General features: G+C 53.2%; 22 protein-coding genes, 1 tRNA gene and 1 riboswitch. Of the genes, 14 read left to right on the forward strand and 9 right to left on the reverse strand.

The window, feature by feature from the left end; all coding sequences use genetic code 11:
- Window positions 1-50 precede the first annotated feature (50 nt).
- From ACF8PK_RS00015 to thiH, 9 genes are all read left to right on the forward strand, one after another.
- Window positions 51-127 (forward strand) — tRNA-Trp (locus ACF8PK_RS00015).
- A gap of 278 nt (window positions 128-405) precedes the next feature.
- Window positions 406-1788, forward strand: coding sequence for a multicopper oxidase family protein (locus tag ACF8PK_RS00020; RefSeq protein WP_014204201.1), 1383 nt, complete (start codon window positions 406-408; stop codon window positions 1786-1788).
- Between the two features lie 138 nt (window positions 1789-1926).
- On the forward strand, window positions 1927-2310 hold the full coding sequence (gene crcB / locus ACF8PK_RS00025; RefSeq protein WP_004724280.1) for a fluoride efflux transporter CrcB: 384 nt from the start codon (window positions 1927-1929) through the stop codon (window positions 2308-2310).
- A gap of 51 nt (window positions 2311-2361) precedes the next feature.
- Window positions 2362-2460, forward strand: a riboswitch (TPP riboswitch).
- A 110-nt stretch (window positions 2461-2570) separates the two neighbouring features.
- The gene (gene thiC / locus ACF8PK_RS00030) at window positions 2571-4526 is read left to right on the forward strand and encodes a phosphomethylpyrimidine synthase ThiC (RefSeq protein ID WP_392439438.1); all 1956 of its coding nucleotides are present in this window, start codon (window positions 2571-2573) and stop codon (window positions 4524-4526) included.
- A gap of 3 nt (window positions 4527-4529) precedes the next feature.
- Window positions 4530-5732 (forward strand): thiamine phosphate synthase, encoded by a 1203-nt coding sequence (locus ACF8PK_RS00035; RefSeq protein WP_392439439.1) that lies wholly within the window; start codon window positions 4530-4532, stop codon window positions 5730-5732.
- The gene (locus ACF8PK_RS00040; protein WP_392439440.1) at window positions 5719-6528 is read left to right on the forward strand and encodes a HesA/MoeB/ThiF family protein; all 810 of its coding nucleotides are present in this window, start codon (window positions 5719-5721) and stop codon (window positions 6526-6528) included. Before ACF8PK_RS00035 ends, ACF8PK_RS00040 begins: the two co-directional genes overlap by 14 nt.
- On the forward strand, window positions 6525-6731 hold the full coding sequence (thiS, locus tag ACF8PK_RS00045; protein ID WP_055466616.1) for a sulfur carrier protein ThiS: 207 nt from the start codon (window positions 6525-6527) through the stop codon (window positions 6729-6731). Before ACF8PK_RS00040 ends, thiS begins: the two co-directional genes overlap by 4 nt.
- 5 nt (window positions 6732-6736) lie before the next feature.
- Window positions 6737-7507 carry a thiazole synthase gene (locus tag ACF8PK_RS00050; RefSeq protein WP_392439443.1) on the forward strand — a complete coding sequence of 257 codons (771 nt, stop codon included), beginning with the start codon at window positions 6737-6739 and terminating at the stop codon, window positions 7505-7507.
- Entirely contained in the window at window positions 7504-8616 is a 1113-nt protein-coding gene (gene thiH / locus ACF8PK_RS00055; protein WP_014204206.1) for a 2-iminoacetate synthase ThiH, read from the forward strand. Before ACF8PK_RS00050 ends, thiH begins: the two co-directional genes overlap by 4 nt.
- Window positions 8617-8738: 122 nt before the next feature.
- On the opposite strand, the gene choV is transcribed toward thiH, so the two are convergent.
- The 8 genes from choV to ACF8PK_RS00095 form a co-directional block, all read right to left on the reverse strand.
- The gene (gene choV / locus ACF8PK_RS00060) at window positions 8739-9923 is read right to left on the reverse strand and encodes a choline ABC transporter ATP-binding protein (protein ID WP_283512546.1); all 1185 of its coding nucleotides are present in this window, start codon (window positions 9921-9923) and stop codon (window positions 8739-8741) included.
- A complete protein-coding gene (gene choW / locus ACF8PK_RS00065; RefSeq protein ID WP_055466617.1) occupies window positions 9920-10762 on the reverse strand; it encodes a choline ABC transporter permease subunit in 843 nt (280 codons plus the stop codon). The genes choV and choW overlap by 4 nt, the downstream gene beginning before the upstream one ends.
- Before the next feature lie 51 nt (window positions 10763-10813).
- Window positions 10814-11743, reverse strand: coding sequence for a choline ABC transporter substrate-binding protein (locus ACF8PK_RS00070; protein WP_158107876.1), 930 nt, complete (start codon window positions 11741-11743; stop codon window positions 10814-10816).
- Between the two features lie 10 nt (window positions 11744-11753).
- Entirely contained in the window at window positions 11754-13475 is a 1722-nt protein-coding gene (betA, locus tag ACF8PK_RS00075) for a choline dehydrogenase (protein WP_392439446.1), read from the reverse strand.
- A gap of 9 nt (window positions 13476-13484) precedes the next feature.
- The gene (gene betB / locus ACF8PK_RS00080) at window positions 13485-14945 is read right to left on the reverse strand and encodes a betaine-aldehyde dehydrogenase (RefSeq protein WP_392439448.1); all 1461 of its coding nucleotides are present in this window, start codon (window positions 14943-14945) and stop codon (window positions 13485-13487) included.
- An 8-nt stretch (window positions 14946-14953) separates the two neighbouring features.
- Window positions 14954-15556 carry a transcriptional regulator BetI gene (betI, locus tag ACF8PK_RS00085; RefSeq protein WP_004724292.1) on the reverse strand — a complete coding sequence of 201 codons (603 nt, stop codon included), beginning with the start codon at window positions 15554-15556 and terminating at the stop codon, window positions 14954-14956.
- Window positions 15557-15823: 267 nt separating this feature from the next.
- The gene (locus ACF8PK_RS00090) at window positions 15824-17614 is read right to left on the reverse strand and encodes an aminopeptidase P family protein (protein ID WP_014204214.1); all 1791 of its coding nucleotides are present in this window, start codon (window positions 17612-17614) and stop codon (window positions 15824-15826) included.
- A 116-nt stretch (window positions 17615-17730) separates the two neighbouring features.
- Window positions 17731-18672 (reverse strand): LysR family transcriptional regulator, encoded by a 942-nt coding sequence (locus ACF8PK_RS00095; protein WP_004724294.1) that lies wholly within the window; start codon window positions 18670-18672, stop codon window positions 17731-17733.
- A gap of 144 nt (window positions 18673-18816) precedes the next feature.
- Between ACF8PK_RS00095 and ACF8PK_RS00100 the strand changes: the two genes are divergently transcribed.
- Together ACF8PK_RS00100 and ACF8PK_RS00105 are read left to right on the forward strand one after the other, a co-directional pair.
- Window positions 18817-19977, forward strand: coding sequence for a multidrug effflux MFS transporter (locus tag ACF8PK_RS00100; RefSeq protein ID WP_004724295.1), 1161 nt, complete (start codon window positions 18817-18819; stop codon window positions 19975-19977).
- 106 nt (window positions 19978-20083) lie between these two features.
- Window positions 20084-20365 carry a hypothetical protein gene (locus ACF8PK_RS00105; protein ID WP_004724296.1) on the forward strand — a complete coding sequence of 94 codons (282 nt, stop codon included), beginning with the start codon at window positions 20084-20086 and terminating at the stop codon, window positions 20363-20365.
- 42 nt (window positions 20366-20407) lie between these two features.
- Here the strand turns inward: ACF8PK_RS00105 and asnC are convergent, their stop codons facing one another.
- Window positions 20408-20872: a transcriptional regulator AsnC gene (asnC, locus tag ACF8PK_RS00110; RefSeq protein ID WP_004724297.1), complete on the reverse strand. Its 465-nt coding sequence runs from the start codon at window positions 20870-20872 to the stop codon at window positions 20408-20410.
- A gap of 121 nt (window positions 20873-20993) precedes the next feature.
- On the opposite strand from asnC, the gene ACF8PK_RS00115 reads away from it, so the two are divergent.
- From ACF8PK_RS00115 to ACF8PK_RS00125, 3 genes are all read left to right on the forward strand, one after another.
- Window positions 20994-23258, forward strand: coding sequence for a bifunctional diguanylate cyclase/phosphodiesterase (locus ACF8PK_RS00115; protein WP_274613713.1), 2265 nt, complete (start codon window positions 20994-20996; stop codon window positions 23256-23258).
- 65 nt (window positions 23259-23323) lie between these two features.
- Window positions 23324-24112: a class I SAM-dependent methyltransferase gene (locus ACF8PK_RS00120; protein WP_055466621.1), complete on the forward strand. Its 789-nt coding sequence runs from the start codon at window positions 23324-23326 to the stop codon at window positions 24110-24112.
- A gap of 77 nt (window positions 24113-24189) precedes the next feature.
- Window positions 24190-24597 (forward strand): hypothetical protein, encoded by a 408-nt coding sequence (locus ACF8PK_RS00125; RefSeq protein ID WP_392439452.1) that lies wholly within the window; start codon window positions 24190-24192, stop codon window positions 24595-24597.
- The last annotated feature ends 38 nt before the right edge of the window (window positions 24598-24635 follow it).

Below are 24635 nucleotides of genomic sequence, written 5' to 3' on the forward strand. Positions count from 1 at the left end.
AGACCTCAGCAGCAATGCTGGGGTTTTCTTCAATCTGGAAGACCAAATTTAGGGGTGTAGCTCCAATTGGCAGAGCAGCGGATTCCAAATCCGCGTGTTGGGAGTTCGAATCTCTCCACCCCTGCCATCATTACAAAGCCTCAGCGAAAGCTGGGGCTTTGTTGTTTGTGGCTTTTGAAACAACTCGTATTGGGTGTTGCCGCGTCAGCTCATTCGTTTCTTGTACTCCAGCCATTCATCGCTTCCTATATTGATTGACTCCTTGGTGTTACTCTTTACTCTGAAATCTCGCAGTGAATCTGAATTTGCTCGGTTTTTCTTTCAGATTTCAACGGCTCATCATTTACATTTTGTTGCGAATCAGTTTTATTACCAATCCAGAAAACATTGTTATTAGGACTGGTTATGGATATCTCGCGTCGTCACTTTTTAAAAATTGGGTCAGCTTTAGGTCTCACCGCTGCATTACCAGCGTGTTCGTTGATTCGATTGGTCTCAAGCCCGGACGAATATGTTTATCAACTGACCGCTGAACCGGCGAACGCCACGTTAGTACCAGATTATTCGACACCCGTTCTCGGGTTCAACGGTTCCATCCCAGCTCCTATCATTCGTTGTCGCCAAGGGCAGAAGGTGACGATCCACTTTACCAACAAGTTGGATGAACCGACCACCATACATTGGCACGGTCTACGCATTCCCATCGCCATGGATGGGGTACCTTTTCTGAGTCAGCCTCCCATTCTTCCCGGCGAGACGTTTACCTATGAGTTTACACCGCCGGATGCGGGTACGTTTTGGTACCACCCACACATGAACAGTGTCAAACAGCTCGGGATGGGCTTAGTGGGCTTGATCATTGTTGATGAGGCCGAACCTGTGGCCTTTGATCATGAATACCCACTCATGCTGAAACATTGGCATTTGGATAAAAAAGGTCAGTGGAAAGATTTAATGATCCCACGCTACAGTGCGCGGATGGGAACGCCCGGCGAGTGGGGGACGGTGAACGGTAAACACAATCCGCAATACACGATTAAACAGAATGCGACGGTGAGAGCTCGTATTGCCAACGTGGATAACACGATCACCTATCCAATCGCTGTCGAAGGTGCAGAGGCGTGGATCATTGCGATTGATGGCAACCCAGTCGAAACGCCATATCTGCTAACGCAACATAAAATTGGCCCTGGCATGCGTTTAGACATTGCCTTTATCGCGCCTAAAGCGGGTGAAACGGTTTATGTTCGCCAAATGAAAGGGAAGTTCGCTTTTCCGTTGTGTGAGTTCCTCTGTGAGGAGTCTTGGCTGGCCAATGGGAAATCCATCCCTCGATTACCATTGAATCCGATCGCCCCTGTAAAGCTGTATCAAGCGCAAGAAATCGATTTTGTATTTGAATGGGAAGGTGCAGTGACACCTGCGGATAAGCGTGGTCACGCTGTGCCCAACTTCTGGTTGGTGAATAAACGTGCGTGGGAAGGGATGAGTGCCGAGCACATTCCTGAACCCTTGGCAAAACTGGAATTGGGAAAAACCTATATTTTCAATTTACGCAATGTCACGCAGTACCATCATCCTATTCACCTACATGGTCACACGTTTACAGTGTTGGAGCTTGATGGTCAAGTTCTGGAAAAACCGTTTCATACCGATACCGTACTGCTAGGCAAAAATGGCAGTGCCAAGGCAGCGTTTGTTGCCGACAACCCTGGACGATGGATGTATCACTGCCACGTGATCGAGCATATGAAAACCGGATTGATGGGTTTTATCGAAGTTGCTTAAATAAGTGACTCCTGTAACTTTTGTATTTCTTCGCACTTTGGCTATCTAGTGCTGTTATTGAAAACTATTTTTTTACCCGTACTGGCTCATTTTTCATCAATGAACCAGTACAATGATGGCAATACATTTGGAGGGCACATGGGACAATTTGCAATTTTAGGTTTGATTGCCATCGGTGGTGCTGTGGGTGCTTGTTCGCGTTATTTGGTTTCGGAATGGTGTGTGACACTCTTTGGGCGCAATTTCCCCTACGGCACGTTAACCGTTAACATCGTCGGTTCGTTCATTATGGGGTTGCTCATTGCATCTTTTGAAAATGAATGGTTAGCGCCATACCCTTGGCGTCAGATCATCGGGTTGGGCTTTTTGGGCGCATTGACCACATTTTCCACCTTTTCGATGGATAACGTGCTACTTATGCAACAAGGTGCGTTTTTTAAAATGGGTTTAAACGTGCTGCTCAACGTGTTGCTGAGTATCTCGGCCGCTTGGGTTGCGTACCAGTGGTTGGTCCGTGGTTGATTAAAAACTCTACTTTTCTGCTTGTTTAGCAATATCACTGCTCTATAATGATTTCACTTGTCGGAGTGCCATAAGGCTGAGACCGTTTATTCGGGATCCGTTGAACCTGATCAGGTTAGAACCTGCGAAGGGAACAAGAGAAGACAATCTCTGGCGATCTGTGGATCGTCGTATCTTCAGTTCCAAGATCTGTCTGATCACCTCTTGTCGCATCTTTCCGCCAAGCATTTATCCCTAAAATCCTCATCAAGGAAAATGCTATGTCGAGTCGCAAACAAGCGAGACTGGAAGCCAAACAGTTTATTGAAACCCTCTCGGTACAGCCGTACCCCAATTCAAAGAAAACCTATCTGACTGGGTCGCGTGACGATATCCGCGTACCAATGCGCGAAATTTCGCTCGCCGACAGCTTGATCGGTGGTACGAAAGACGCACCCGTCTATGAACCGAACGAAGCGGTGTGTGTGTACGATACTTCAGGTGTATACACCGACCCAAATTACACCATCGATCTCTATCAGGGGTTGCCCAAACTGCGTGAACACTGGGTTATGGAGCGCGAGGATACCGAAGTTCTCGAGGGCATGAGTTCAGCGTACGCGCGTGAACGCCTCGCCGACCAGACTCTGGATGAATTGCGTTATGGCAACCTTCCTGTTATTCGCCGTGCGAAAGCTGGTCGTCGTGTGACGCAACTGCATTACGCCCGTCAGGGGATCATTACACCGGAAATGGAATACATTGCGCTGCGTGAAAATATGGGACGCCACCACTATCAAGATGAGCAGTTAAACCGCCAACATCCGGGGCAACACTTTGGTGCTCATTTGCCAAAAGCAATCACCCCTGAATTTGTTCGTCAGGAAGTGGCGGAAGGCCGTGCCATCATTCCATGTAACATTAACCACCCCGAATCGGAACCGATGATTATTGGCCGCAATTTCCTCGTGAAGGTCAATGCGAACATTGGTAACTCCTCCGTAAGTTCGTCGATTGAAGAAGAAGTTGAAAAGCTGGTGTGGGCCACCCGTTGGGGCGGCGATACCGTGATGGATCTGTCGACCGGACGGAATATTCACGAAACACGAGAATGGATTCTACGCAATAGTCCGGTACCGATTGGGACCGTACCGATGTATCAAGCGCTGGAAAAAGTGAACGGTATTGCAGAGAACCTGACTTGGGAAGTGATGCGCGATACGTTGTTAGAACAGGCAGAGCAGGGGGTGGATTACTTCACCATTCATGCCGGTTTGCTATTGCGTTATGTGCCGATGACCGCGAAGCGTGTCACTGGCATTGTGTCACGCGGTGGCTCGATCATTGCCAAATGGTGTCTGGCTCATCATCAGGAAAACTTCCTTTATATGCACTTCCGCGAGATCTGTGAGATTTGTGCTAAGTACGATGTAGCGCTGTCATTGGGCGATGGTTTGCGTCCGGGTTCGATTGCTGATGCCAACGATGAGGCGCAGTTTGCCGAATTAAGAACATTGGGCGAGCTGACTCAAGTGGCGTGGGAATACGACGTGCAAGTGATGATTGAAGGCCCAGGACACGTGCCCATGCATCTGATCAAAGCCAATATGGACGAGCAGTTGGAACATTGTCATGAAGCGCCATTTTACACCTTGGGTCCATTGACGACCGATGTCGCGCCGGGTTATGACCACATTACCTCGGGCATTGGTGCTGCGATGATCGGTTGGTTTGGTTGTGCCATGTTGTGTTACGTGACGCCCAAAGAGCACCTGGGATTGCCGAATAAAGAAGATGTCAAAACCGGTCTGATTACCTACAAACTCGCTGCCCATGCGGCCGATTTGGCCAAAGGACATCCTGGCGCGCAGATTCGCGACAACGCGTTATCGAAAGCGCGTTTTGAATTCCGTTGGGAAGACCAATTCAACCTGTCGCTGGATCCAGTCACGGCGCGCGCATTCCACGATGAAACGTTGCCGCAGGAGTCAGGAAAGGTCGCGCACTTCTGTTCGATGTGTGGTCCAAAATTTTGTTCGATGAAAATCTCGCAGGAAGTGCGCCGTACGTACGCCAATGCTGACAGGATGACCGGTGAACAATCGGTTGAGGTGAAGGTTCTCGACGATCCGCTGGAAGGCATGCGCCAGAAGTCTGAGGAGTTCTTAGCCACGGGAGCGGAACTGTATCACCCCGCGGTTGCATCTGCGTCTGCCGAGACGGTGACAGAGGAATAAATCGTGAAATTACTTATCCCATCTCAATGCATTGAACTGACGGGAGACGTGCAGCGGGTGCTATTGCTCGCTGAACAACAAGGTTTTGCGATTGGACATATCGAGTTGGGCGTGAGCCCAACGCCTGATTTGCAACTTGTTGGTGACACGACTCTCCGTTTGTCTTGCAATTGGTTCCCCCATGTTCAGCCAGATGCTGATTGGGTGTTGTACTACGGTGGCGTGGCTGATGATTATGCGTCCACAGCAATGCATGACCGTTGGATTTTTATTGGCGACGAGCATCAGGGGCGCGTGACCGACCATTGGCAACATTCTGATGAAGTCCGTTCCTTGCTTCAAGTCACCCCCTTGGAACCTCGTGATTATGGGCGTCATTTGGCATGGGTGCTGGCGTGTCTGAGTCTCGATTTTCCCATCGAAGATGCGTTGGTTTTGAGCAGAGCGGCATTGAATGTTTCACGTGAAACATGGCCAAGCGACTACCGACACTTTCCTCAACCACGCACCCAAGCTGAATTTTCTGCTTTTCCAACCCTGAAGTCGGCGTCATTGGGTGTATACCCCGTGGTGGATGATGTCCGTTGGATTGCGCAATTATTGCCACTGGGGATCACCACCATTCAACTGCGCATCAAAGACTCGCATCAAGTTGATTTGGAACAGCAGGTAATGGAAGCCATTCGTCTTGGGCGCGAGTTCGGGGCGCAGGTGTTTATTAATGACTATTGGCAGCTGGCGGTAAAGCATGGCGCTTATGGCGTGCACCTTGGGCAGGAAGATCTGCAGACGGTCGATTTGAAGATACTATCGGACAATAACCTTCGGTTGGGTTTATCCACTCACGGTTATTTTGAATTGCTGCGCATTCACCAATTGGCGCCGAGCTACATTGCCTTGGGGCATATTTTTCCGACCACCACCAAACAAATGCCGTCCAAACCGCAGGGGCTGGTGCGCTTGGCGTTGTATCAACAACTGCTTGATTCGATGCCTTATGGTGACACCACGGGGGTGCCCAGTGTAGCGATAGGCGGGATTGATGCGCTTAACGCCGAGCACGTTCTGGCGTGCGGCGTCACCAGTATTGCCGTGGTGAGAGCCATTACTGAGGCAAAGGATGTGGCTGTTGCTACCCACACGTTGCAGAATATTCTCGCGCTGTCGCTGGCATCGACGAAGGAGCGCAACCATGTTGTCGGATGAACAATTTGTTCGCTATCAGCGACAAGTCGCGTTGCCTGATGTAGGTGAATGTGGTCAACACAAGCTCCTCAATGGCCGAATCTTGATCGTCGGTTGCGGCGGTTTAGGTACGGCTGCAGCGCAATATTTGGCGGCAGCCGGTGTCGGTTCTCTGGTGATTGCCGATGACGATTGTGTCGAGTTGTCCAACTTGCATCGCCAATTGGCATATCGCATGACGCAGTTGACGCTGCCGAAAGTCGCAGCCTTGGCACAAACACTGGCAAGCATCAATCCTGACTGCCGGGTCCGCACTGTGCAGCGCAAAATGGCGGGCAGCGTGCTGGACTTGGAAGTTGCGCACGCCGATATCGTACTCGATTGCAGTGACAATCTAGAGACACGTCATGCGATCAACGCAGCGTGTTTTGCTGCGCGCAAGCCTCTGATCGCCGGTTCGGCGATTGGCTGGGAAGGCCAATTGGTGGCGTTTGATTTTGCCAATCAGCCTCAAGGCTGTTATCGCTGCTTGGTGCCGGATGATGTCATTCCCACCTCGAGACGTTGCACCGATCTCGGTGTGATGGGGCCTGTGGTGGGTTCCATCGGTAACCTGCAAGCGTTGATGGCGATGCAGTGGCTGCTGCAACTTAACCATTTCCAATCCCATCAGGTGATGCGGTTTGATGGACTGAACATGCAGTGGCAAAAATGGCACTTGCTGAATGATCCCGATTGTTCGGTATGCTGCGCGTCTCCGTCCAAACCTCACTCAACCACCAATCTAGCATCCCCAATCAACGAGGACGAGTCATGACTATGACGATTCACATCAACGCGCAACCGCACATCACCCAAATTGGCAGCACCTTGGCGAGCGTGCAAACGCAGCTTGAGCTGCCAGTACAAGGCTGCGTGTTTGCCATCAATGATCAGGTGATTCCGCGTGGTTTATGGCACCAAACGGTGCTCAACGACGGTGACCACATTTCTCTCTTTCAGGCGATTGCAGGAGGCTAAACGCCATGTTTACCATAGCTGATAAAACTTTTCGCTCCCGGCTTTTAACCGGGACAGGCAAATTTGCCAATCGTCATGTGATGGCCGATGCCATTCGTGATAGTGAATCTGAACTGGTCACCATGGCGCTGAAGCGCGTTGATTTGGCCGAACGTGATGATGACATTCTGGCGCCGTTGATCGCGGCGGGAATTCATTTACTACCCAATACCTCGGGTGCCAAAACAGCGCGTGATGCGGTGTTTGCCGCGCATTTAGCGCGTGAAGCGTTGGGGACGTCGTGGCTCAAACTGGAAATCCACCCAGATCCGAAATACCTGATGCCTGACCCGATTGAAACGCTGAAAGCAGCGGAGCAGTTGGTGAAAGATGGCTTTACCGTGTTGCCATATTGCCATGCCGACCCGGTGCTGTGTAAACGGTTGGAGGAAGTGGGCTGCGCTGCGGTCATGCCGCTCGGTGCGCCGATTGGTACCAATCAGGGGTTGAGTTCAAAGACCTTTCTGGAAATCATCATCGATCAAGCAAACGTGCCGGTCATTGTCGATGCAGGCATTGGTGCACCTTCGGATGCAGCGCTGGCGATGGAGATGGGGGCCGACGCCGTGCTGGTGAATACCGCCATTGCCACGGCGCGCGATCCGATTGCGATGGCACGCGCTTTCAAACTCGCGGTAGAAGCGGGGCGACTGGCGTATGAATCTGGCTTGGCAACACAGCAACCACACGCGGCTGCATCGAGTCCGTTCACTGCTTTTCTGGATGGTTCACGATGAGCTTTGTACAACGATTCAACCAACTGGATTGGGATGACATTAAGTTGTCGGTGTACGGCAAAACCGCGGCTGACGTTGAGCGAGCACTGGCAAAAAGCAAACGCGACGTGGAGGATTTCAAAGCCCTGATTTCTCCCGCCGGAGAAGCGTACTTGGAACAGATGGCGCAACTGTCTTATCAGGCGACTCGGCGCCGCTTTGGCAATACCATGTCGTTTTACATTCCACTCTACTTATCGAACTTGTGTGCCAACGCCTGCACGTATTGCGGTTTTTCTATGGAGAACCGCATCAAGCGTAAAACGTTATCTCAAGATGAAGTGGCGCAGGAGATTGCGGCGATCAAGCAGATGAAGTTTGACAGCGTACTGCTCGTTACCGGTGAGCATGAAACCAAAGTCGGCATGAATTACTTTCGTCAAATGCTGCCGATGATTAAGCAGTCGTTCCATTATCTGGCAATGGAAGTGCAACCGCTGAAGCAGGAAGAGTACGCCGAGTTGAAAACCTTGGGGCTCGATGCGGTGATGGTGTATCAGGAAACGTACCATCCATCGACATATGCGCAGCATCACTTGCGCGGCAATAAGATGGACTTTAACTTTCGTCTCGACACGCCTGACCGATTGGCCAAAGCCGGGATTGATAAAATCGGTTTGGGCGCGCTGATTGGTCTGGAAGATTGGCGCACCGATTGTGTCTACGTCGCCGAACATCTTCACTATTTGGAGAAGACGTATTGGCAGTCACGTTATTCGATTTCGTTTCCGCGCTTGCGACCCTGTGAAGGGGCGTTGCAACCCAAGTCAGTGATGAGTGACAAACAATTGGTGCAGCTGATCTGTGCGTTTCGTTTGTTGAACTCGGAAGTGGAGTTGTCTTTGTCGACCCGTGAGACGCCAGCGTTTCGCGATAATGTGGCCATGTTGGGCATCACCAGTATGTCGGCAGCATCGAAGACCCAGCCGGGGGGATATGCCGATCCCAAAGCGGAATTGGAGCAGTTCGCGACCAGCGATGAACGGCCGGCTTGGCAAGTGGAACAGGCCATGAAAGCCAAAGGGTTGGAAGCGGTGTGGCATGATTGGCATGCCGTTTACTCTGGTTAAACGATGATCATGTTTCACGTGAAACACAAAAAGGCGACCTGATGGTCGCCTTTCTTCTATCGATTCCATTTTTCAGCGATTCTATTGAGGACGCCTCAAGCGGCTCACTGGATTGACCTCATTTAAGCCGCATCCACTTGGTGATATTTGCCGAGCAGTGCATGGTAGAAATCATGATCGCTTAACGTGCCGATCAACTGGTTTTTCTCCATCAGCAAAATCGGGTTGCCGGTGTGGTAGCGGATTTCAATCGCATCGCGCATGTCGATGTCTGGGCTGGCCATTACCAAGGTGTCCGGGGTGAGGTGCTGGTGTGACATCTCGTCATGCCATTCAATCAGTTTTAACGGGGAATCGCCAGACACCACCCAGCGCTGCGCTTGCTGTTCCACCCATACATCTGACTGCTGACAAATCTGCCAGCGACCATTGTCTTGAATCAGGTCGTCGCAACTGTTCATCAACGAACGGCCTTTGAGCACATTCAGTGGGTTGGTATGAGCCACGAAGTCCTGCACATATTGTGTTTTAGGCGTCAGGACGATCGCTTCTGGCTTGCCATACTGAATCAGTTTGCCGGATTCTAAGATGGCGATGCGTGAGCCAATCTTCAGGGCTTCGTCCAAATCATGGCTCACAAAGATGATGGTTTTGTTGAGCTGTTTTTGCAGGCTCAGCAACTCATCTTGCAGTTGGCTGCGAATCAGCGGGTCGAGGGCGGAGAACGGTTCGTCCATCAACAAAATGTCACTGTCCATCGCAAAGGCGCGAGCCAGACCGACACGCTGTTGCATGCCGCCAGAGAGTTCATGAGGGAATTTCGTTTCCCACTCCGACAAGCCAACCATGGCCAGTTTTTCGCGCGCCCGCTGACGGCGTTCGCTCTTGCTGATACCTTGCATCTCTAAACCAAACGCCACGTTATCCAGCACATTTAGCCACGGCATCAAGGCGAACGTTTGAAACACCATCGAGACTTTATGAGTGCGTAGGTGACGCAGGGTGGCATCGTCGCAGTGGGCTAAATCGATGCACTGATCGCCATCTTGAATTTTCAGGGCGCCACGCGTAATTGGATTCAGGCCATTCACGGCACGTAACAGGCTGGATTTGCCGGAACCCGACAAGCCCATCAACACGCAGATTTCACCTTGTTGAACATCCAAGCTGACGTTATCCACGCCTACCACGAGGCCCGTTTCATCGATGATTTGCTGACGACTTTTGCCTTGGTCCAGTAAGTCGAGAGCGGGTGCGGTATGGGAACCAAACACCACATCCAGATTTTCAATACTGATGGCGTTCATGATGACACCTCCTTGCTGTTAGGCGCTTTGCACAAGCGATCGAGAATAATCGCAACCAGCACAATGGCGAGACCGGCTTCAAAGCCCTGCGAAATGTTCACCGTGTTGAGCGCGCGAATGACTGGTTTGCCCAACCCATCGGCGCCGACTAGCGCGGCAATCACTACCATCGACAGTGACAGCATGATGCATTGTGTGATGCCCGCCATGATGCTGGGTAACGCCGCCGGCAGCTCGACCTTAAACAGCAATTTCATGTTGCTGGCCCCGAACGCTTTTCCTGCCTCAATTAGTGCTTCCGGCACTCGTGTGACACCCAAATAGGTCAGACGAATGGGCGCCGCAATGGCAAAGATAATCGTCGAGATCAGCCCCGGAACGATCCCCAGACCAAACAACACCAGCGTCGGAATCAGGTACACAAACGTCGGTACGGTTTGCATCAAATCGAGGATCGGCCGCATCACGGTGTACATCCACGGGCGGTGCGCCGCCATGATGCCAAGGGGCACGCCAATTAATACGGAAATCGTTGTCGCGGCAAACACCAAAACAAAAGTTTCCAGCATTTCCTGCCAGTAGCCCAAATTCAGAATCAGCAGCAGTGCAGCGATGATGAAGATCACCAACGACAGGCTGCGGTGCAACCACCATGCGAGGGCGGCGGTGACGACAATCGGCACGGCGGGCGGGAACCATTTGAACACGTCGACCAGCACCATGATGATGCTTTCGAGCAGAAATGAAATGGCATCGAAAAAGCCGGACGCATGCAGGGTCAGCCAGTCGACCCCGGCTTCCATCCAATGGCCTAACGGAATTTTGTGATCGCTAATCATAAGTTGAGAAGTCCTTGAAGTGCGGTGGAGATGGACTCCACCGGCGCTGAATTAAATATCGGAGTTAAGGTAGTCTTGGATGGCTTGCTCAGCAGGTTTGCCATTGAGTGTGGTGACTTTGTTGAGCCACTTTGACAATACTTCCGGGTGCTCACGCAACCACGCTTTGGCCGCCTTCGATGGTTGTTGACCTTGGTTGAGGATCGCTTCCATCAATGCATTTTCCATCTCCAGATTGAAAGAGAGGTTGTTGAGCAACTGGCCGACATTTGGACACTGCGAAACGTAGCCCTGACGCACGTTGGTATACACGTTGGCTCCGCCGTAGTTCGGACCGAAGTAATCATCGCCACCGCTGAGGTAGGCCATTTTGACATTGCTATTCATGGGGTGTGGCGCCCAACCCAAAAAGGCAATCCACTGTTTGCGGCGCACGGCGCGTTTGACTTGCGACACCATGCCAGCTTCGCTCGACTCAACCAGATCGAAGGTGTTGAGATCAAAGGCGTTGTTATCGATCATGGATTGAATCAGACGGTTGCCATCGTTGCCCGGTTCGATGCCGTAAATGCGGTGCTTGAACGCGTCTGCGTGCTGGGCGAGATCCGCGAACGAGTGCACGCCGGCGTCATACACGTATTGAGGAACGGCCAGTGTGTATTTGGCGCCTTCGAGGTTGGCGCGGAGCGTTTCCACGGTGCCGGCATCGCGATACTTGGCGATGTCGCCTTCCATGGTTGGCATCCAGTTGCCAAGGAAGACATCAATATCGCCATTGGCCATCGATGAATAGGTGACGGGAACCGACAGCAAATCGGTTTTGGTTTGATAGCCCAAACCATGCAGCAGTTCAGTGGTGACTGCGGTGGTCGCCGTGATGTCCGTCCAACCCACATCGGCAAAACGTACCGTGTTGCAGTTGTCGGCATAGGCGTTGAGAGAAAGCAGCGTGGCTGCGGTGAAAGTCATGAGGTGACGCATGGGGATTTCCTTATTGTGTGTCCAGTGCCACGGACGGTTGAGCATCCAGCGCGCGTTGCGGCGCGGTTTGACGTTGTTGGGTCTGCCACTGCGGCGCGATCCAAACGGGGGCGTCGCTGTGGGGCAGAGGCGTTTTGCCCAGCAGCAGATCGGCGGCGCGCTCGGCGACCATGATGGTCGGCGCGTTTAAGTTGCCGTTGGGAATGGTGGGAAAGACGGACGAATCCACGACGCGCAGCCCGTCAATGCCACGGACTCGGCAAGTGCTGTCGAGCACGGCCATGTCATCATCATCGGCGCCCATTTTGCAGGTGCACGACGGGTGGTAGGCACTCTCGACATTTTGCTTCACCCACGCATCAATCTCGGCATCGCTGCTGACCGCAAGGCTAGGTTGAATTTCATCGCCGCGGTAATCATCCAGCGCTGGCTGCGCCAGAATTTCACGTGTGAGGCGAATGCAATCGCGCCAGTCCTGAATGTCCTGTGGTTCGGACAGGTAACGAAACAGAATCGCCGGTTTTTGTTTGGGATCGCTAGAACGAAGCCACACGCGACCGCGACTCATCGGTTTATTGGGGCCCACGTGAACTTGAAACCCGTGACCGTCGAACGCGGTGCGTCCATCATAGCGCATGGCGGCTGGTAAAAAGTGGTATTGCAGGTTAGGCCACTTGAGTCCGGCACGTGAGCGAATAAACGCGCACGATTCAAAATGGTTGGTCGCCCCCAAGCCCCGTTTGGTCAGTATCCATTCGGCACCGATCATGCCTTTACTGATCAACCCCAGCTTACTGTTGAGTGTGATGGGTTGTTGGCAACGATACTGAAAGTAAATTTCCAGATGATCTTGCAAGTTTTCGCCCACACCGGGCAGTTCGTGGTGCACGTCAATCCCTGCGTGTTCTAACACGTCGCGCGGGCCGATACCGGACAATTGCAGTAGGTGCGGCGAACCGATCGAGCCTGCGCTGGAGACCACTTCACGATTGGCAAACGCGACTTGAATTTGGCCGTTGCGTTCAAACTCGACACCGATTGCCCGCTTGTTTTTCAGCACCACTTTGCGCGTTAATACACCTTTTAGCAGCGTCAGGTTGCTGCGCTTAAGTGCGCGGCGCAAGTACGCATTGGCGGTGGAGGCGCGCACGCCACTATCGACGGTCATGTGCATCGGGCCAAAGCCTTCTTGCTGATAGCCATTGTAATCGTCGGTTTTGGGGTAACCAGCTTGCTGACCGGCATCGATAAAGGCTTGATAGAGCGGGTTGAGCGTCATGTCGTTGCCGTTGCAAGTCGCGAGTGGACCCTCGCCACCACGGTAGTCATCCGCGCCGCCGCGCCAGCGTTCCGCGCGTTTGAAATACGGTAAACACGATGCGTAATCCCAGCCTGTCGCGCCGTGTTGTTGCCATTCATCAAAGTCGCAAGCGTGGCCTCGCACATACACCATGCCGTTTATCGACGAGCTACCGCCCAGCACTTTGCCACGCGGGCAGTGCAGGGCGCGGCCATCGAGACCCGGCTCGGGCAGCGATTCAAACTGCCAGGCGTATTTGTCGCTGTTCATCGGGTATGAGAGCGCGGTGGGCATCTGAATGAAGATGCTTTTGTCACTGCCGCCGGCTTCCAGCAGCAGCACGGAGTGTTCACCGCTTTCGGTTAAACGGTCGGCCAGCACGCAGCCAGCGGAACCCGCACCGATGACGATGTAGTCAAAGTGTTGTTTCATGCTGTCTCCTTACGCATATGGCCCGACGAAATCATCCAGTTCCACCAATACACTTTTGGTTTGGGTGTAATGGCTGAGCGTTTCGATGCCGTTTTCACGTCCCACGCCCGAGAGCTTGTAGCCACCAACGGGCATTGGCGCTGGCGAGTCACCCCAGGTGTTGATCCAGCAAATACCCGCTTCAAGCTGGTGGATGATACGGTGCGCGCGCGACAGGTTCTGCGTGAAGACGCCAGCGGCCAAGCCGTAGTGGGTGTTGTTGGCGCGTTGGATGACCTCTTGTTCGTCATTGAACTTCATGACGGCCATCACTGGGCCAAAGATTTCTTGCTGCACAAAATCCATGTTGTCGTCGCAGTCGACAAACACCGTCGGCGCAACGAAATTGCCATTGGCCAAGCCGTTGTCTGTCACTTGGTAGCCGCCAGTCAGCAGCTTGGCACCGCACGCTTTGGCGCTGTCGATGGCGGCCAAAACCTTGTGCATATGATCGTTGGAGATCAGCGCGCCGATTTGAGTGCGCGGATCTTGCGGATCGCCCACGATCAGTTGTTCGGTGCGGGATTTCAGCTGATCGATGAATGCGTCGTACAAATGCGCATGCACATACACGCGGGTGCCGTTCGTGCACACTTCGCCTTGGGTGTAGAAGTTGGCGACCATCGCCGCAGAAACCGCCTGATCGAGCTTGGCATCCTCAAACACCAGCAGCGGGGACTTACCGCCCAACTCCATGGTGACGGATTTAAGGCTGCGCGCGCTGTCTGCCATCACCGCTTTACCGGTGCCGGTTTCGCCCGTGAAGGAGACTTTGGCAATCGCCGGATGCGCGGTCAGCATCTGGCCGACTCGGCCATCGCCCTGCACGACGTTAAACACGCCCGCAGGCATGCCCGCTTCGATAAAGATGTCCGCCAGTTTCAACACGCTGAGCGGCGTCTCTTCCGACGGTTTGAAGATCATCGCATTACCCGCGGCGAGCGCAGGCGCTGATTTCCACATCGCGATTTGAATCGGGTAGTTCCACGCGCCAATGCCAGCGCAAATCCCTAACGGCTCTTTGCGGGTGTAGAAAAACTGGCTGGCGGAGAGCGGTTGTTGCTCGCCTTGCAACGCAGGTGCGAGGCCGGCGAAGTATTCAATCACGTCAGCGCCGGTGGCGATGTCCACACAGTCTGCCTCTTGAATCGGTTTACCGGTATCAAGTACTTCGAGCAGGGCCAGTTCGTCGTTGCGTTCGCGCAAAATCGCCACGGCTTTGAGCAGAATGCGGCTGCGCTCTACGGCGGTCATTGCCGACCAAATTGCGAAGCCGCGCTGCGCAGAATCCACCGCTGCCTGCACGTCTGCGGCGCTGGCGTGACCCAATACAGCGAGCGGTTCGCCTGTGGCCGGGTTGTATGAGGTAAAGGTTTCCCCGGATGTCGCGTGAGTTAACGCGCCATCGATATAAAGTGATGCATGTTCCATGTGAAGACCTAGTCGGTTGTCAGCGCATGCTGCGCCAGTTGTATGTCTAAGTAGTCGTTGATCAAAACGCGCGCTTGCTGGGCGTTGATCCCGTCGGGGTTCAGTGCGCCGCGTAGCCAGATGCCATCGATCAGGGCGGCGATGCCGTGGGCCACCGATTGAACGTGGTGGCGTGGAAGCAGGGCGTTCAGTTCAATTTTGAGGTGAGAGAGCAGGCGCTGTTCGTTTACGCGCTGCAAGCGATGCAGTTGGGCGTCGTGCATTGAGTAAGACCAAAACGCCAGCCAGGTTTTGACCACCTGACTTTCGGCTTGGAAGCCTTCGAAGTTGGCATTGACGATGGCGTTGATGCGTGCCTGATGCGCATCGCGAGGCAATTTCGCCAACGCCTGTGTGACGGTGACCGAATGCTCGCGCAAAATCGCGCGCATGGTCTCTTCCAACAATCCGTGTTTGCCGCCGAAGTAGTGGTTGATGATGCCGGTTGAGACGCCGGCTTCACGGCTGATCAGCGCGATACTGGCCGCATGTAACCCAACGCGTTCGATCACTGCCATGGTGGCTTGAACCAACTGTGGTTTGCGTATATCTGGCATTCCAACTTTCGGCATCACGAGTCCTTATCATTTTTAATTGAACGATTAGTTAAATATACGTTAAACAAAAAATCATTAGATCTCAAACTAAAATGTTGGCGTATCTGGGGTGAGTTGGGATGGTTTTGATGAATTAATTGATTTAAAACAGGTATTTAATGGGGAAATAAAAAATTAATTTGATGCGTAACGTTTAGTGGTAAATGTAATTGTTGCGGGGTGTAAACGAAAAAAATCCCTTAACGACAACGTCGTTAAGGGATTGATCGTGGCCTGAGGCCCTTAAGCGTGATGGATGGGCTGCGTTGCTTGGCGTAACCAAGCGCGAACATCCCCATCGACCAACGGACTGACTTCATCCCATACCGTGGCGTGGTAGGCGTTCAACCAGTTGAGTTCCGGTTTGGTCAGCAGGTTGACGTTGATGGCGCGCACATCAATCGGGCAGCGGGTGAGTGATTCAAACCCGAGCACATTGAAATCACCTTGGGTGGCGACTTCCGTAACCAATTCCAAGTTTTCAATACGAATACCAAAGCCGTCGGCGCGGTAGTAACCCGGCTCGTTTGACAGCACCATGCCCGGGCGCAGCGCAACGTTGTTGAACACTTTGCTGATACGTTGTGGGCCTTCATGCACGCTCAGGAAATGGCCGACGCCGTGGCCGGTGCCGTGATCGTAATCATAGCCATTGGCCCACAGGTATTGGCGTGCCAACACGTCCAACTGATGGCCGCAGGTGCCTTGAGGGAAGCGCGCTTTGGCGAGTGCGATGTGGCCTTTAAGCACCAGCGTAAATTGCTGTTTCATCTCGTCACTCACATCACCAATGGCGATGGTTCGAGTGATGTCGGTGGTGCCGTCGATGTACTGACCGCCGGAGTCGACCAGATACAGTGTATTCATTTCTAACTGGCCCGGTTGCGGCTGGTTCATGTGGTTGTAGTGACACATGGCGGCGTTGCTGCATGCGGCCGAAATGGTATCAAAGCTCAGATCGGCCAGCGTTGGGTCGAGTTCACGGAACGCTTGCAGTTGATCGGCCAATTCAGCCTCATTGTGCAAACGGCCGGCCGCCACTTCGCTATCCAGCCAGGCGAGGAACTTGGTCATCGCTGCGCCATCGCGCACGTGACACGCTTTCATGCCGGCAATTTCGGTGGCGTTTTTCGCCGCTTTAGGCAGCAGGCACGGGTCGGCATCGTTGAGCAGTTCAACGCCCGCGTTTTGCAATACCAAGGTAAACCAAGCATTGCTGGTGGCAGGATCAACCATCACGCGTGTGCCGCGCAGTTGCACCAAGTGGGATTCCAAAGTGTCGGGCTGATGAACGCGAACACCGGCGCCGACATGGGCATCAAAGCCCGGCGCTAACCGTGCGGGATCGAGGAAGAAGTCCACGCTGGCATCGGCATGCACAATCGCGTGCGACAGCAGAACTGGCAGGCGAGAGACATCCAAGCCGCGAATGTTGAGCAGCCAGCAGATGGAATCAAGTTCGGTCAAAATGGCGCTGTCGACGTTTTTGCTGACCAGAATCTCTGCGATGGTGCGGCGCTTGGTTGCGCTGTCGACGCCCACCAGATCATTGCCCATCAGGCGCATGTCAGAAACGACAGGCGCTGGGCGATCGTGCCACAGTTGGTCAATGGCGTTGCCGCGGGTGGCGACCAACGGCAGCGTGGTTCCCAGTGTCGCTTGCGCGGCGTTGAGCCAACTGGCGCGGTGCATGCGTGGGTCGTAAGCCACTTTGCCACCGTTGGGGAGGGCGTTTTTCAGCCACGCCAAGTAGGGTTCTTCAATCAAGTGGTGATACGCAAACAGGTCACTCGGAACTTGTTTGCGAACTTGCACGGTATACCGACCATCGACGAAGATCGCGGCGTGTTCGCGGGTGATCACTGCCGCACCCGCTGAACCGGTAAACCCGGTCAGCCAATGCAGACGTTCGTTGTGTTCGGGCACGTATTCGCCCAGATATTCATCTTCGTGAGGCACAATGAGTGCATCGAAATCATGTTGTGCTAGCCAGTGACGCAGCTCGGTAACACGTTGTGAAATGGAGTGTGGCATCGGTGATTATCCTTTTTTGAACAGTCCTTTGTGACGGCACATGCGGTGGTTTGCTGGCCCGGGACAAGTGCGACTAAGCTACTCCTTTTGCCCAAGGCGTGCAAATCGTCGTCTGCTCAGCGCAAATGGAGTGTTTTGGTTTGAATGATCTGGCGCAGCCAGTTCAACGCCGGGTCATTTTCTCGATCGCGATGCCAAAACAGTGTGTAGGCCATCGGCGGAAATTCCAGTGGTAGCGGCAGTACCACCAAATCCATTTGATGTGCGACCAAATGGGTGAAATGGCTCGGCGCGGTAAACACAAAATCGGTGTAGGTACATAAGCTGGCTGCGCTATTGAAGTCGGGCACCGTGATGGCGATGTCGCGCTCATGGCCCATATCGGCCAAGCGATAGTCCAACAACCAGCGGTCGTTGCCATCGCAACGCACTTGCACATGGCGCAGTGCCAGATACTGCTCGAGATTCCACGGTCGGCTCAGCGCCGGGTGGTTTTTTCGCACCACACACATTTGGGTGTCGCGGTAAATTTCCTGCTCGCAGATGTCACTCGGCGGCATCATGGTCAGCCGCGCGTCGTTGATGTCGATGTCTTTCCCCGTCAAGCCAAAATCAAGTTCACCCAGTTGCAGCTTTTTGAACGTTTGCTCGGTCCACGCGTGCGTACTGATGTTGAGGTTCGGACCCTGACTGAAAATAGCAGGCAAAAAATGGGGCAGGATCAACGGATAGACACTTTCAACCGTGGCGATGTGGAAACGGTACTCACTCGATTGCGGTGAAAACTGCTCTGGCTGCGTGATGAGTTCAAGTTGATTGACCAGAATGTCGAGCTTGGGCTTGAGAAACACCACTTTGGGGGTCGGCTTCAGGCCATGTGACGTGCGAATAAACAGCGGGTCATCAAATTGCTCGCGTAGTTTGGCCAGCGATTTACTCACCGCCGATTGGCTGAGGTAGAGGCGGTTGGCGGTGCGCGTGACACTCAACTCTTCGCTGAGGACTTTGAGGCACACCAACAAGTTGAGATCGATGCGGGCTAACTTTTCAATCTTCATCTGATTTTCCTTAGAGGAATATTACTGATGATTATAAGCCATTTTTACGCATATCAGGATTGCTCTATGATGCGCGAAGTCTCATTAATTTAGTTGGAGAAGCACGTGAGCGTGACGCATTCGAGCGGACCGAGTAAACAGCAAATGGTATTACTGACGCTGTTGGTCCTGTTTAGCCCTTTGGCGATTGATATTTATTTGCCGGCTTTGCCGCAAATTGCGCAGACGTTTCACGTGGAACACGCTCTGGCTCAAGACACGATTACTTGGTTTCTGTTTGCGATGGGGGTCGGCCAGTTGTTTGCCGGTCCTCTGGCAGACAAACTCGGTCGTCGAACTGTTGCATTGGGTGGCATCAGCATTTATGCGGTGAGCGCTTTATTGGCGTGGAGCGCGCAAAGCATTGAATGGATGCTGACGGCCCGTCTGCTACAAGGCTTCGGTGCATGTGCGACATCGGTAGCAGCCTTTGCGACAGTTCGCGATATTTTCGGCCCGCAACGCAGCGGTAAAATGATCAGTTACCTCAATGGCGCCATCTGCTTTATTCCTGCGCTCGCGCCTATTCTGGGCAGTTGGCTCACGCAGCAGTTTGGCTGGCGCGCGAACTTCAGCTTTATGGCGGGGTTTGCCGTGACCGTTGGGTTACTGTTGCTGGTGCGAATGCAAGAGACCAACCCCGTCACCGAAAAACAAGCGGTGTTTAAGTTATCGCGTTACTGGTCGGTGCTGAAAACCCCGTCGTTCCTGTTCCATGCCTCGCTGTGCTTGCTCGCAATGGCGGTGATTCTGGCGTACGTGACGTCGGCCCCGGTGGTGTTGATGGAACATTTGGGCCTGACCATGAACCAGTTTACGTTCTGGTTTGGAATCAACGCGGTGGTGAATATCGTCGCTTGTATGACGGCGCCGCGCATCATGGACCGCTTTGGTACTCACACCACCTTGGTGATGGGCATCAGCGCGCTGCTGGTGGCTGGGGTGACTATGGTGATGCTGGCCGATGTGGCGACGGCATTTGCGTTCATGCTGCCGATTTTCGTGTCATCGATTGGTTTTGCTTGGATTCTGGGCGCAGCGGCAGGCAAAGCGTTGGCGCCGTTTGGTGATAAAGCGGGCACCGCAGCAGCATTGTTAGGTTTATTCCAAATGAGTGGTTCCGGTCTGGTGGTTGGCACGTTGCAACGTTTACACTTGGAGCCGCAAATGCTGATTGCATTGCATATGTGGCTTATCGCGCCGGCCCTGATCATTCTGTTTTCAAAAGCGGGCCGTGCTTGGCACCAATGGGCTTTGGAATCGTAGCGTAAGCTTTGGTAAATTCACTCAAACGGCTATTTTCTAAATTCGATTAGGCGTGTATATTGTGGCCTCTTCATTCATTAGAAAAATGCTTTGGAATCACGATACGATGTCTATGACAACCTATGAAATGGCTCGCATCTGGGAACAACTCGACGAGTCTCCAGAAAAGGTTATGTTTGGCAAATTGCTCGCAGAGCTGGGCAACCAAAGTAGTGAACGTGTTCGTAGTGCCGCCAAGCAGGTACCACTGCCGGTGTTGCGTGATCTGGTCTTTCAATTCCAACAAGTGATTGATTCACGCAAGAACGAACAAGTTGATTTGCTGGCGAAAGAGCTCGCCAAACAAGGTATCTCACCCGATGAGCTGTTGAAATACCTGAACAAATAAACAAAATTTACAAGAAAAGCCTGGGCTGAGTCCCGGGCTTTTTTATGGGTTGACGTTGCGGTTGATTGGGTTTTGCAGCGAAATCAGTGTTTCGGTCGATTGCACTTCGTCGATCGCTTGCAACTTGTCGATCAGCACGTATTGCAGCTCTTCAATCGATTTACACATCAGTTTGACGAATATGTTGTACGCGCCGGTGGTGTAATAGGCTTCGACCACTTCATCTAGCGCATTGAGCTTGGCCAGCGCGGAATGGTAATCGCGCGCGGCGTTGAGGTTGATGCCGATAAAGCAGCACACGTCGTATCCGAGCTTTTTGGTGTTCACCACCACTTCGGTGCCTTGAATGACATCCGCGGCTTTCATCTTCTCGATACGCACGTGAATGGTGGCGGGGCTGACATTGAACTGCTTGGCCATTTCTGCGTAAGGGGTCCGAGCGTCATCCATCAAAATTTTCAGAATCGCGCGATCCAATTCGTCCAGTTTTGCTGTGGCTACTTGCATATTAAATCCTGCGTTTTGTGCAATTGGTCAGAATATCACACGGATAATCTATGATTTGGAGTGATATCATTAATCATCGACTCTGCCAAGGAATCCGTTTGTGGCTCGCTTATTTTTCGCCATGTCATCGCTGTTATTGAGCGTCATGGTGGCGCCGCTTCATGCGGCCCCTCTCACCACGTCAGCGGCGCCGACGTTCTTTGAACGCATCGGGCTGAGCAATCATCAACATTGGGACATCGCCACGGTGTTGACAGGGCTGGTGCTGGTGGTCGGCGTCCTCGCCTTGTTACTTTACTACCTCGTACGGCTGCGCAACAGTGAACGCCAGATCCGCGATCATCAGCGCCTGTTGGAGTCGGTGTTTGAACAGAGTAACCACTATATCGGTATTTTTGATCATCAGGGCGGGCTTATTTCCTGCAATCATAAATTTCAGGAACTGTTGTACCGCCAAGGTGTGAGCCTCGAACAGCCGTTGTGGCAGCATCCGCACTGGGAAGATGCCTCCGCCGAACGCATCAAAGCGTACTTTGAAGAAGTCTCCACCCAACCGCGGCAGTTTGAAGCGGAAATCTGGCACGCCGATCAGGGCGCCATTGTATTGGAATGGGCATTCAAACCCATGTTCAACATGCCGGGTGAACCGATTCAATATCTGTGTGAAGCGCAAGATATTACCTGGCGGAAAATCACCGAAGACAAACTGTTTCAGCGTGAAGCCAGCCTCAGTCACTATTACGACCTGCAACCGGTGATGATGCTGACGCTCGATGAGCAGAACCGCATTCAACAAGTGAACCGGTTTGCCGAGCAGATGCTCGGGTTTGATGCCTCGCAGATGCTTGGCCATCGTTTGAAAGAGTTTTACCTCAGCGAGCAAGCGCTCAGCGCGCGTCAAATGTTGCTACAACCCAATCAGTCGCTGCAAGGCGTGTGGCAGCGCGAAATTGAATATCGCCATGCTGATGGCCACGCCATTTGGGTGCGTGAAAACATTCGTGCGCTGGTGGAAACGGGCCACCTGCTGATTGTGGGAGAAGACGTGACGCCCACGCGCAAACTGGCTGACGAACTGGCTTATCAAGCCAAATTTGACCTGCTGACCAACACCTACAACCGCAACCAGTTTGAGCTGGAACTGGCGCAAGCGCTGCAAGAAACGGAAACCGAACTGCGCACGCACGCCATGTTGTACCTCGACCTCGACCAACTCAAAGTCCTCAATGACACCGCCGGCCACGATGCCGGAGACGGCGCGATTCAGTTTTGCGCCAGCATGTTGGAAGAGGTGTTGCCGTACAACGCCGTTTTGGCGCGCATGGGCGGCGATGAGTTTGCTATTTTGCTCAAAGACTGCACCGAGCGAGATGCGATTCAGGTGGCGAAAATCATCGTCGCGACCTTGGCTGAGCACGCGTTTTGGTGGGATGACATTCGCCTCAATTTGACGTGTTCGATCGGGATTCGTTTGATTGACCATACTGCGACGTCACCGCAGATGGTGCATGCGCAGGCGGACACCGCGTGTCACGCTGCCAAAGAAGAGGGACGCAACCGCTACAACTTGTATCGTCAGGACGATGCGGATCTGTGCCGCCGTCAGTTGGAGATGGAGAGCGTCAATCTGGTGCATGATGCGCTGGCAAAAGATCGCGTCGAGCTGTTTGCGCAGCAGATTCTGGCGTTGAGCGGGGATGACGCGGGCATGCACTTTGAGATTTTGGTGCGCATCAAGAACGCGGCGGGCGAGTACGTGTCGCCGGGCATCTTCGTGCCTGCCTCTGAACGCTATAATGTGGCACACCTGCTGGATAAACAAGTGGTGGAACAGACGCTGCGCTGGTTTGAAACCCGCCCGCAGGTGCTGGCTCACTTGGGCTTGTGTTCCATCAACCTGTCCGGCCACTCGATGGGCAATGCAGAATTCATCGACACGCTGCTGGCGAGGCTGCAACGCAGTGACGTGCCATGCGAAAAAATCTGTTTTGAAATCACCGAAACTGCCGCGATGCGCAACCTCAATCAGGCGATTGATCTGTTTAGTCGCCTGAAGCAGCTCGGCTGTCGCATCGCGTTGGACGATTTTGGATCGGGGCTCTCTTCGTTCGGCTACCTGAAAAAGTTGCCGATCGACATTGTTAAAATCGATGGCCTGTTTGTGCGCGACATTGATGTGAATGAGACGGACCATTTGATGGTGCGTTCAATCCACGATTTGGCCCGCCAGATGGGAAAACAGACCGTGGCCGAGTTCGTCGAAAATGAGGCGATTTTGCAGCGTTTACGCGAGATTGGCGTCCATTTTGCGCAGGGTTATCAGATTGGCAAACCACAGCCGATTGACGAGCTGGTTGAACAACTACTGACCGCGCAGAAGGCTTAGCCGCCACGCTGAAAATCGGCTACACTGGCCGCCGATTTGACCCCCTCGATTCTGGAGTGAGACCTTTGCAGCTACAACTGATTTGTGAAGTCCGCGAACGTGCTGAAGAACTGCAACGTATCGCCAAGCGCTGGCACTTAAGCCACGATGCCAGCAGCCCGTTTGCGCTGGTGCTGACGGCGGAACGCTTGGAACTGCGTAAAACCGATGAACCCAAACTGGGTGCGATTTACGTTGACTGGGTCAGCGGCGCGGTGGCGCATCGCCGTAAATTTGGTGGCGGCAAAGGTCAGGCAATTGCTAAAGCTGCAGGGTTGAACAAAGGCGTGACGCCGACGGTGCTTGATGGCACGGCAGGTTTGGGGCGTGATGCGTTTGTGCTGGCGTCGTTGGGCTGCAAGGTGCAGATGGTGGAACGTCATCCGGTGGTTGCGGCGTTGCTCGATGATGGTCTGATGCGCGCGCAACTCGATGCAGAAATCGGTCCGTGGGTCAGTGAGCGAGTCACGTTGCTGCATGCGTCCAGCCATGCTGCGCTGGATCAGCTGGCGCAGGATGCAACGTTTGAACGCCCAGACGTGGTGTATCTCGATCCCATGTATCCGCACCCGGAAAACAAAAAGAAAACCGCGTTGGTCAAAAAAGAGATGCGCGTGTTTCAATCCTTGGTCGGGGCCGACAACGACGCGGATGCGTTGCTGGCACCGGCATTGTCGCTGGCGACCAAACGTGTGGTGGTGAAGCGTCCGGATTACGCCGAATGGTTGAATGAACACAAACCGAGCATGGCGATTGAAACCAAGAAGAACCGCTTTGATGTGTACGTGATTGCTGCGATGGGCGACAGCCAATAAATCAGCCCTTGCGTTTCCGCGGGGGGGCGGTTATATCTAACTAAGAATTATTCCTATTCTTAGCTGGAGCCTCGACCATGACGAAACGATTGTGTAAGTTAAATCGTCGTGACATCACCACCTCCCTGGGTGAGATTCATCGCTTGGTGGCGCAACCGGCCTTTATGTGCCGTGCTTGTGCCCGTTCATCCGCCGACAAAAATGCGCTGTGTAAGCCCGAAGCCTTGCCCACGCTCAAACGTGCAAGCAAAGGCCAAGGGGCTGTTGATGTGCGTGCGACGCGCAGCAAGTCCGCAGAAAAAGCGGCGCTGAAACTGGCGAAGAAGACGCTGAAAAAGCAGAAAAAATATCAGAAGAAGCTGGCCAAAGTACTCAAACAGCAACAAAAAGTGATGAAAAAGCAGCAAGCGCTGCAAGCCAAATTTGATGCGTTGACCCCCAGCGTGGTGTTAACTGACAGCCGCGTGCTGACGCACGTGCACTGATGCCATGAAAAAGCCCACCATTCGGTGGGCTTTTTTTG

The sequence above is a fragment of the Vibrio sp. CJQ_6 genome, from assembly GCF_043106745.1.
Lineage (GTDB): Bacteria > Pseudomonadota > Gammaproteobacteria > Enterobacterales > Vibrionaceae > Vibrio > Vibrio furnissii.

Coding starts and splice junctions, on each gene's coding strand:
- ACF8PK_RS00020 (WP_014204201.1), top strand. CDS start 406: ATGGATATCTCGCGTCGTCACTTTTTAAAAATTGGGTCAGCTTTAGGT.
- crcB (WP_004724280.1), top strand. CDS start 1,927: ATGGGACAATTTGCAATTTTAGGTTTGATTGCCATCGGTGGTGCTGTG.
- thiC (WP_392439438.1), top strand. CDS start 2,571: ATGTCGAGTCGCAAACAAGCGAGACTGGAAGCCAAACAGTTTATTGAA.
- ACF8PK_RS00040 (WP_392439440.1), top strand. CDS start 5,719: ATGTTGTCGGATGAACAATTTGTTCGCTATCAGCGACAAGTCGCGTTG.
- thiS (WP_055466616.1), top strand. CDS start 6,525: ATGACTATGACGATTCACATCAACGCGCAACCGCACATCACCCAAATT.
- ACF8PK_RS00050 (WP_392439443.1), top strand. CDS start 6,737: ATGTTTACCATAGCTGATAAAACTTTTCGCTCCCGGCTTTTAACCGGG.
- thiH (WP_014204206.1), top strand. CDS start 7,504: ATGAGCTTTGTACAACGATTCAACCAACTGGATTGGGATGACATTAAG.
- choV (WP_283512546.1), bottom strand. CDS start 9,923: ATGAACGCCATCAGTATTGAAAATCTGGATGTGGTGTTTGGTTCCCAT.
- choW (WP_055466617.1), bottom strand. CDS start 10,762: ATGATTAGCGATCACAAAATTCCGTTAGGCCATTGGATGGAAGCCGGG.
- ACF8PK_RS00070 (WP_158107876.1), bottom strand. CDS start 11,743: ATGCGTCACCTCATGACTTTCACCGCAGCCACGCTGCTTTCTCTCAAC.
- betA (WP_392439446.1), bottom strand. CDS start 13,475: ATGAAACAACACTTTGACTACATCGTCATCGGTGCGGGTTCCGCTGGC.
- betB (WP_392439448.1), bottom strand. CDS start 14,945: ATGGAACATGCATCACTTTATATCGATGGCGCGTTAACTCACGCGACA.
- betI (WP_004724292.1), bottom strand. CDS start 15,556: ATGCCGAAAGTTGGAATGCCAGATATACGCAAACCACAGTTGGTTCAA.
- ACF8PK_RS00090 (WP_014204214.1), bottom strand. CDS start 17,614: ATGCCACACTCCATTTCACAACGTGTTACCGAGCTGCGTCACTGGCTA.
- ACF8PK_RS00095 (WP_004724294.1), bottom strand. CDS start 18,672: ATGAAGATTGAAAAGTTAGCCCGCATCGATCTCAACTTGTTGGTGTGC.
- ACF8PK_RS00100 (WP_004724295.1), top strand. CDS start 18,817: ATGGTATTACTGACGCTGTTGGTCCTGTTTAGCCCTTTGGCGATTGAT.
- ACF8PK_RS00105 (WP_004724296.1), top strand. CDS start 20,084: ATGTCTATGACAACCTATGAAATGGCTCGCATCTGGGAACAACTCGAC.
- asnC (WP_004724297.1), bottom strand. CDS start 20,872: ATGCAAGTAGCCACAGCAAAACTGGACGAATTGGATCGCGCGATTCTG.
- ACF8PK_RS00115 (WP_274613713.1), top strand. CDS start 20,994: ATGTCATCGCTGTTATTGAGCGTCATGGTGGCGCCGCTTCATGCGGCC.
- ACF8PK_RS00125 (WP_392439452.1), top strand. CDS start 24,190: ATGACGAAACGATTGTGTAAGTTAAATCGTCGTGACATCACCACCTCC.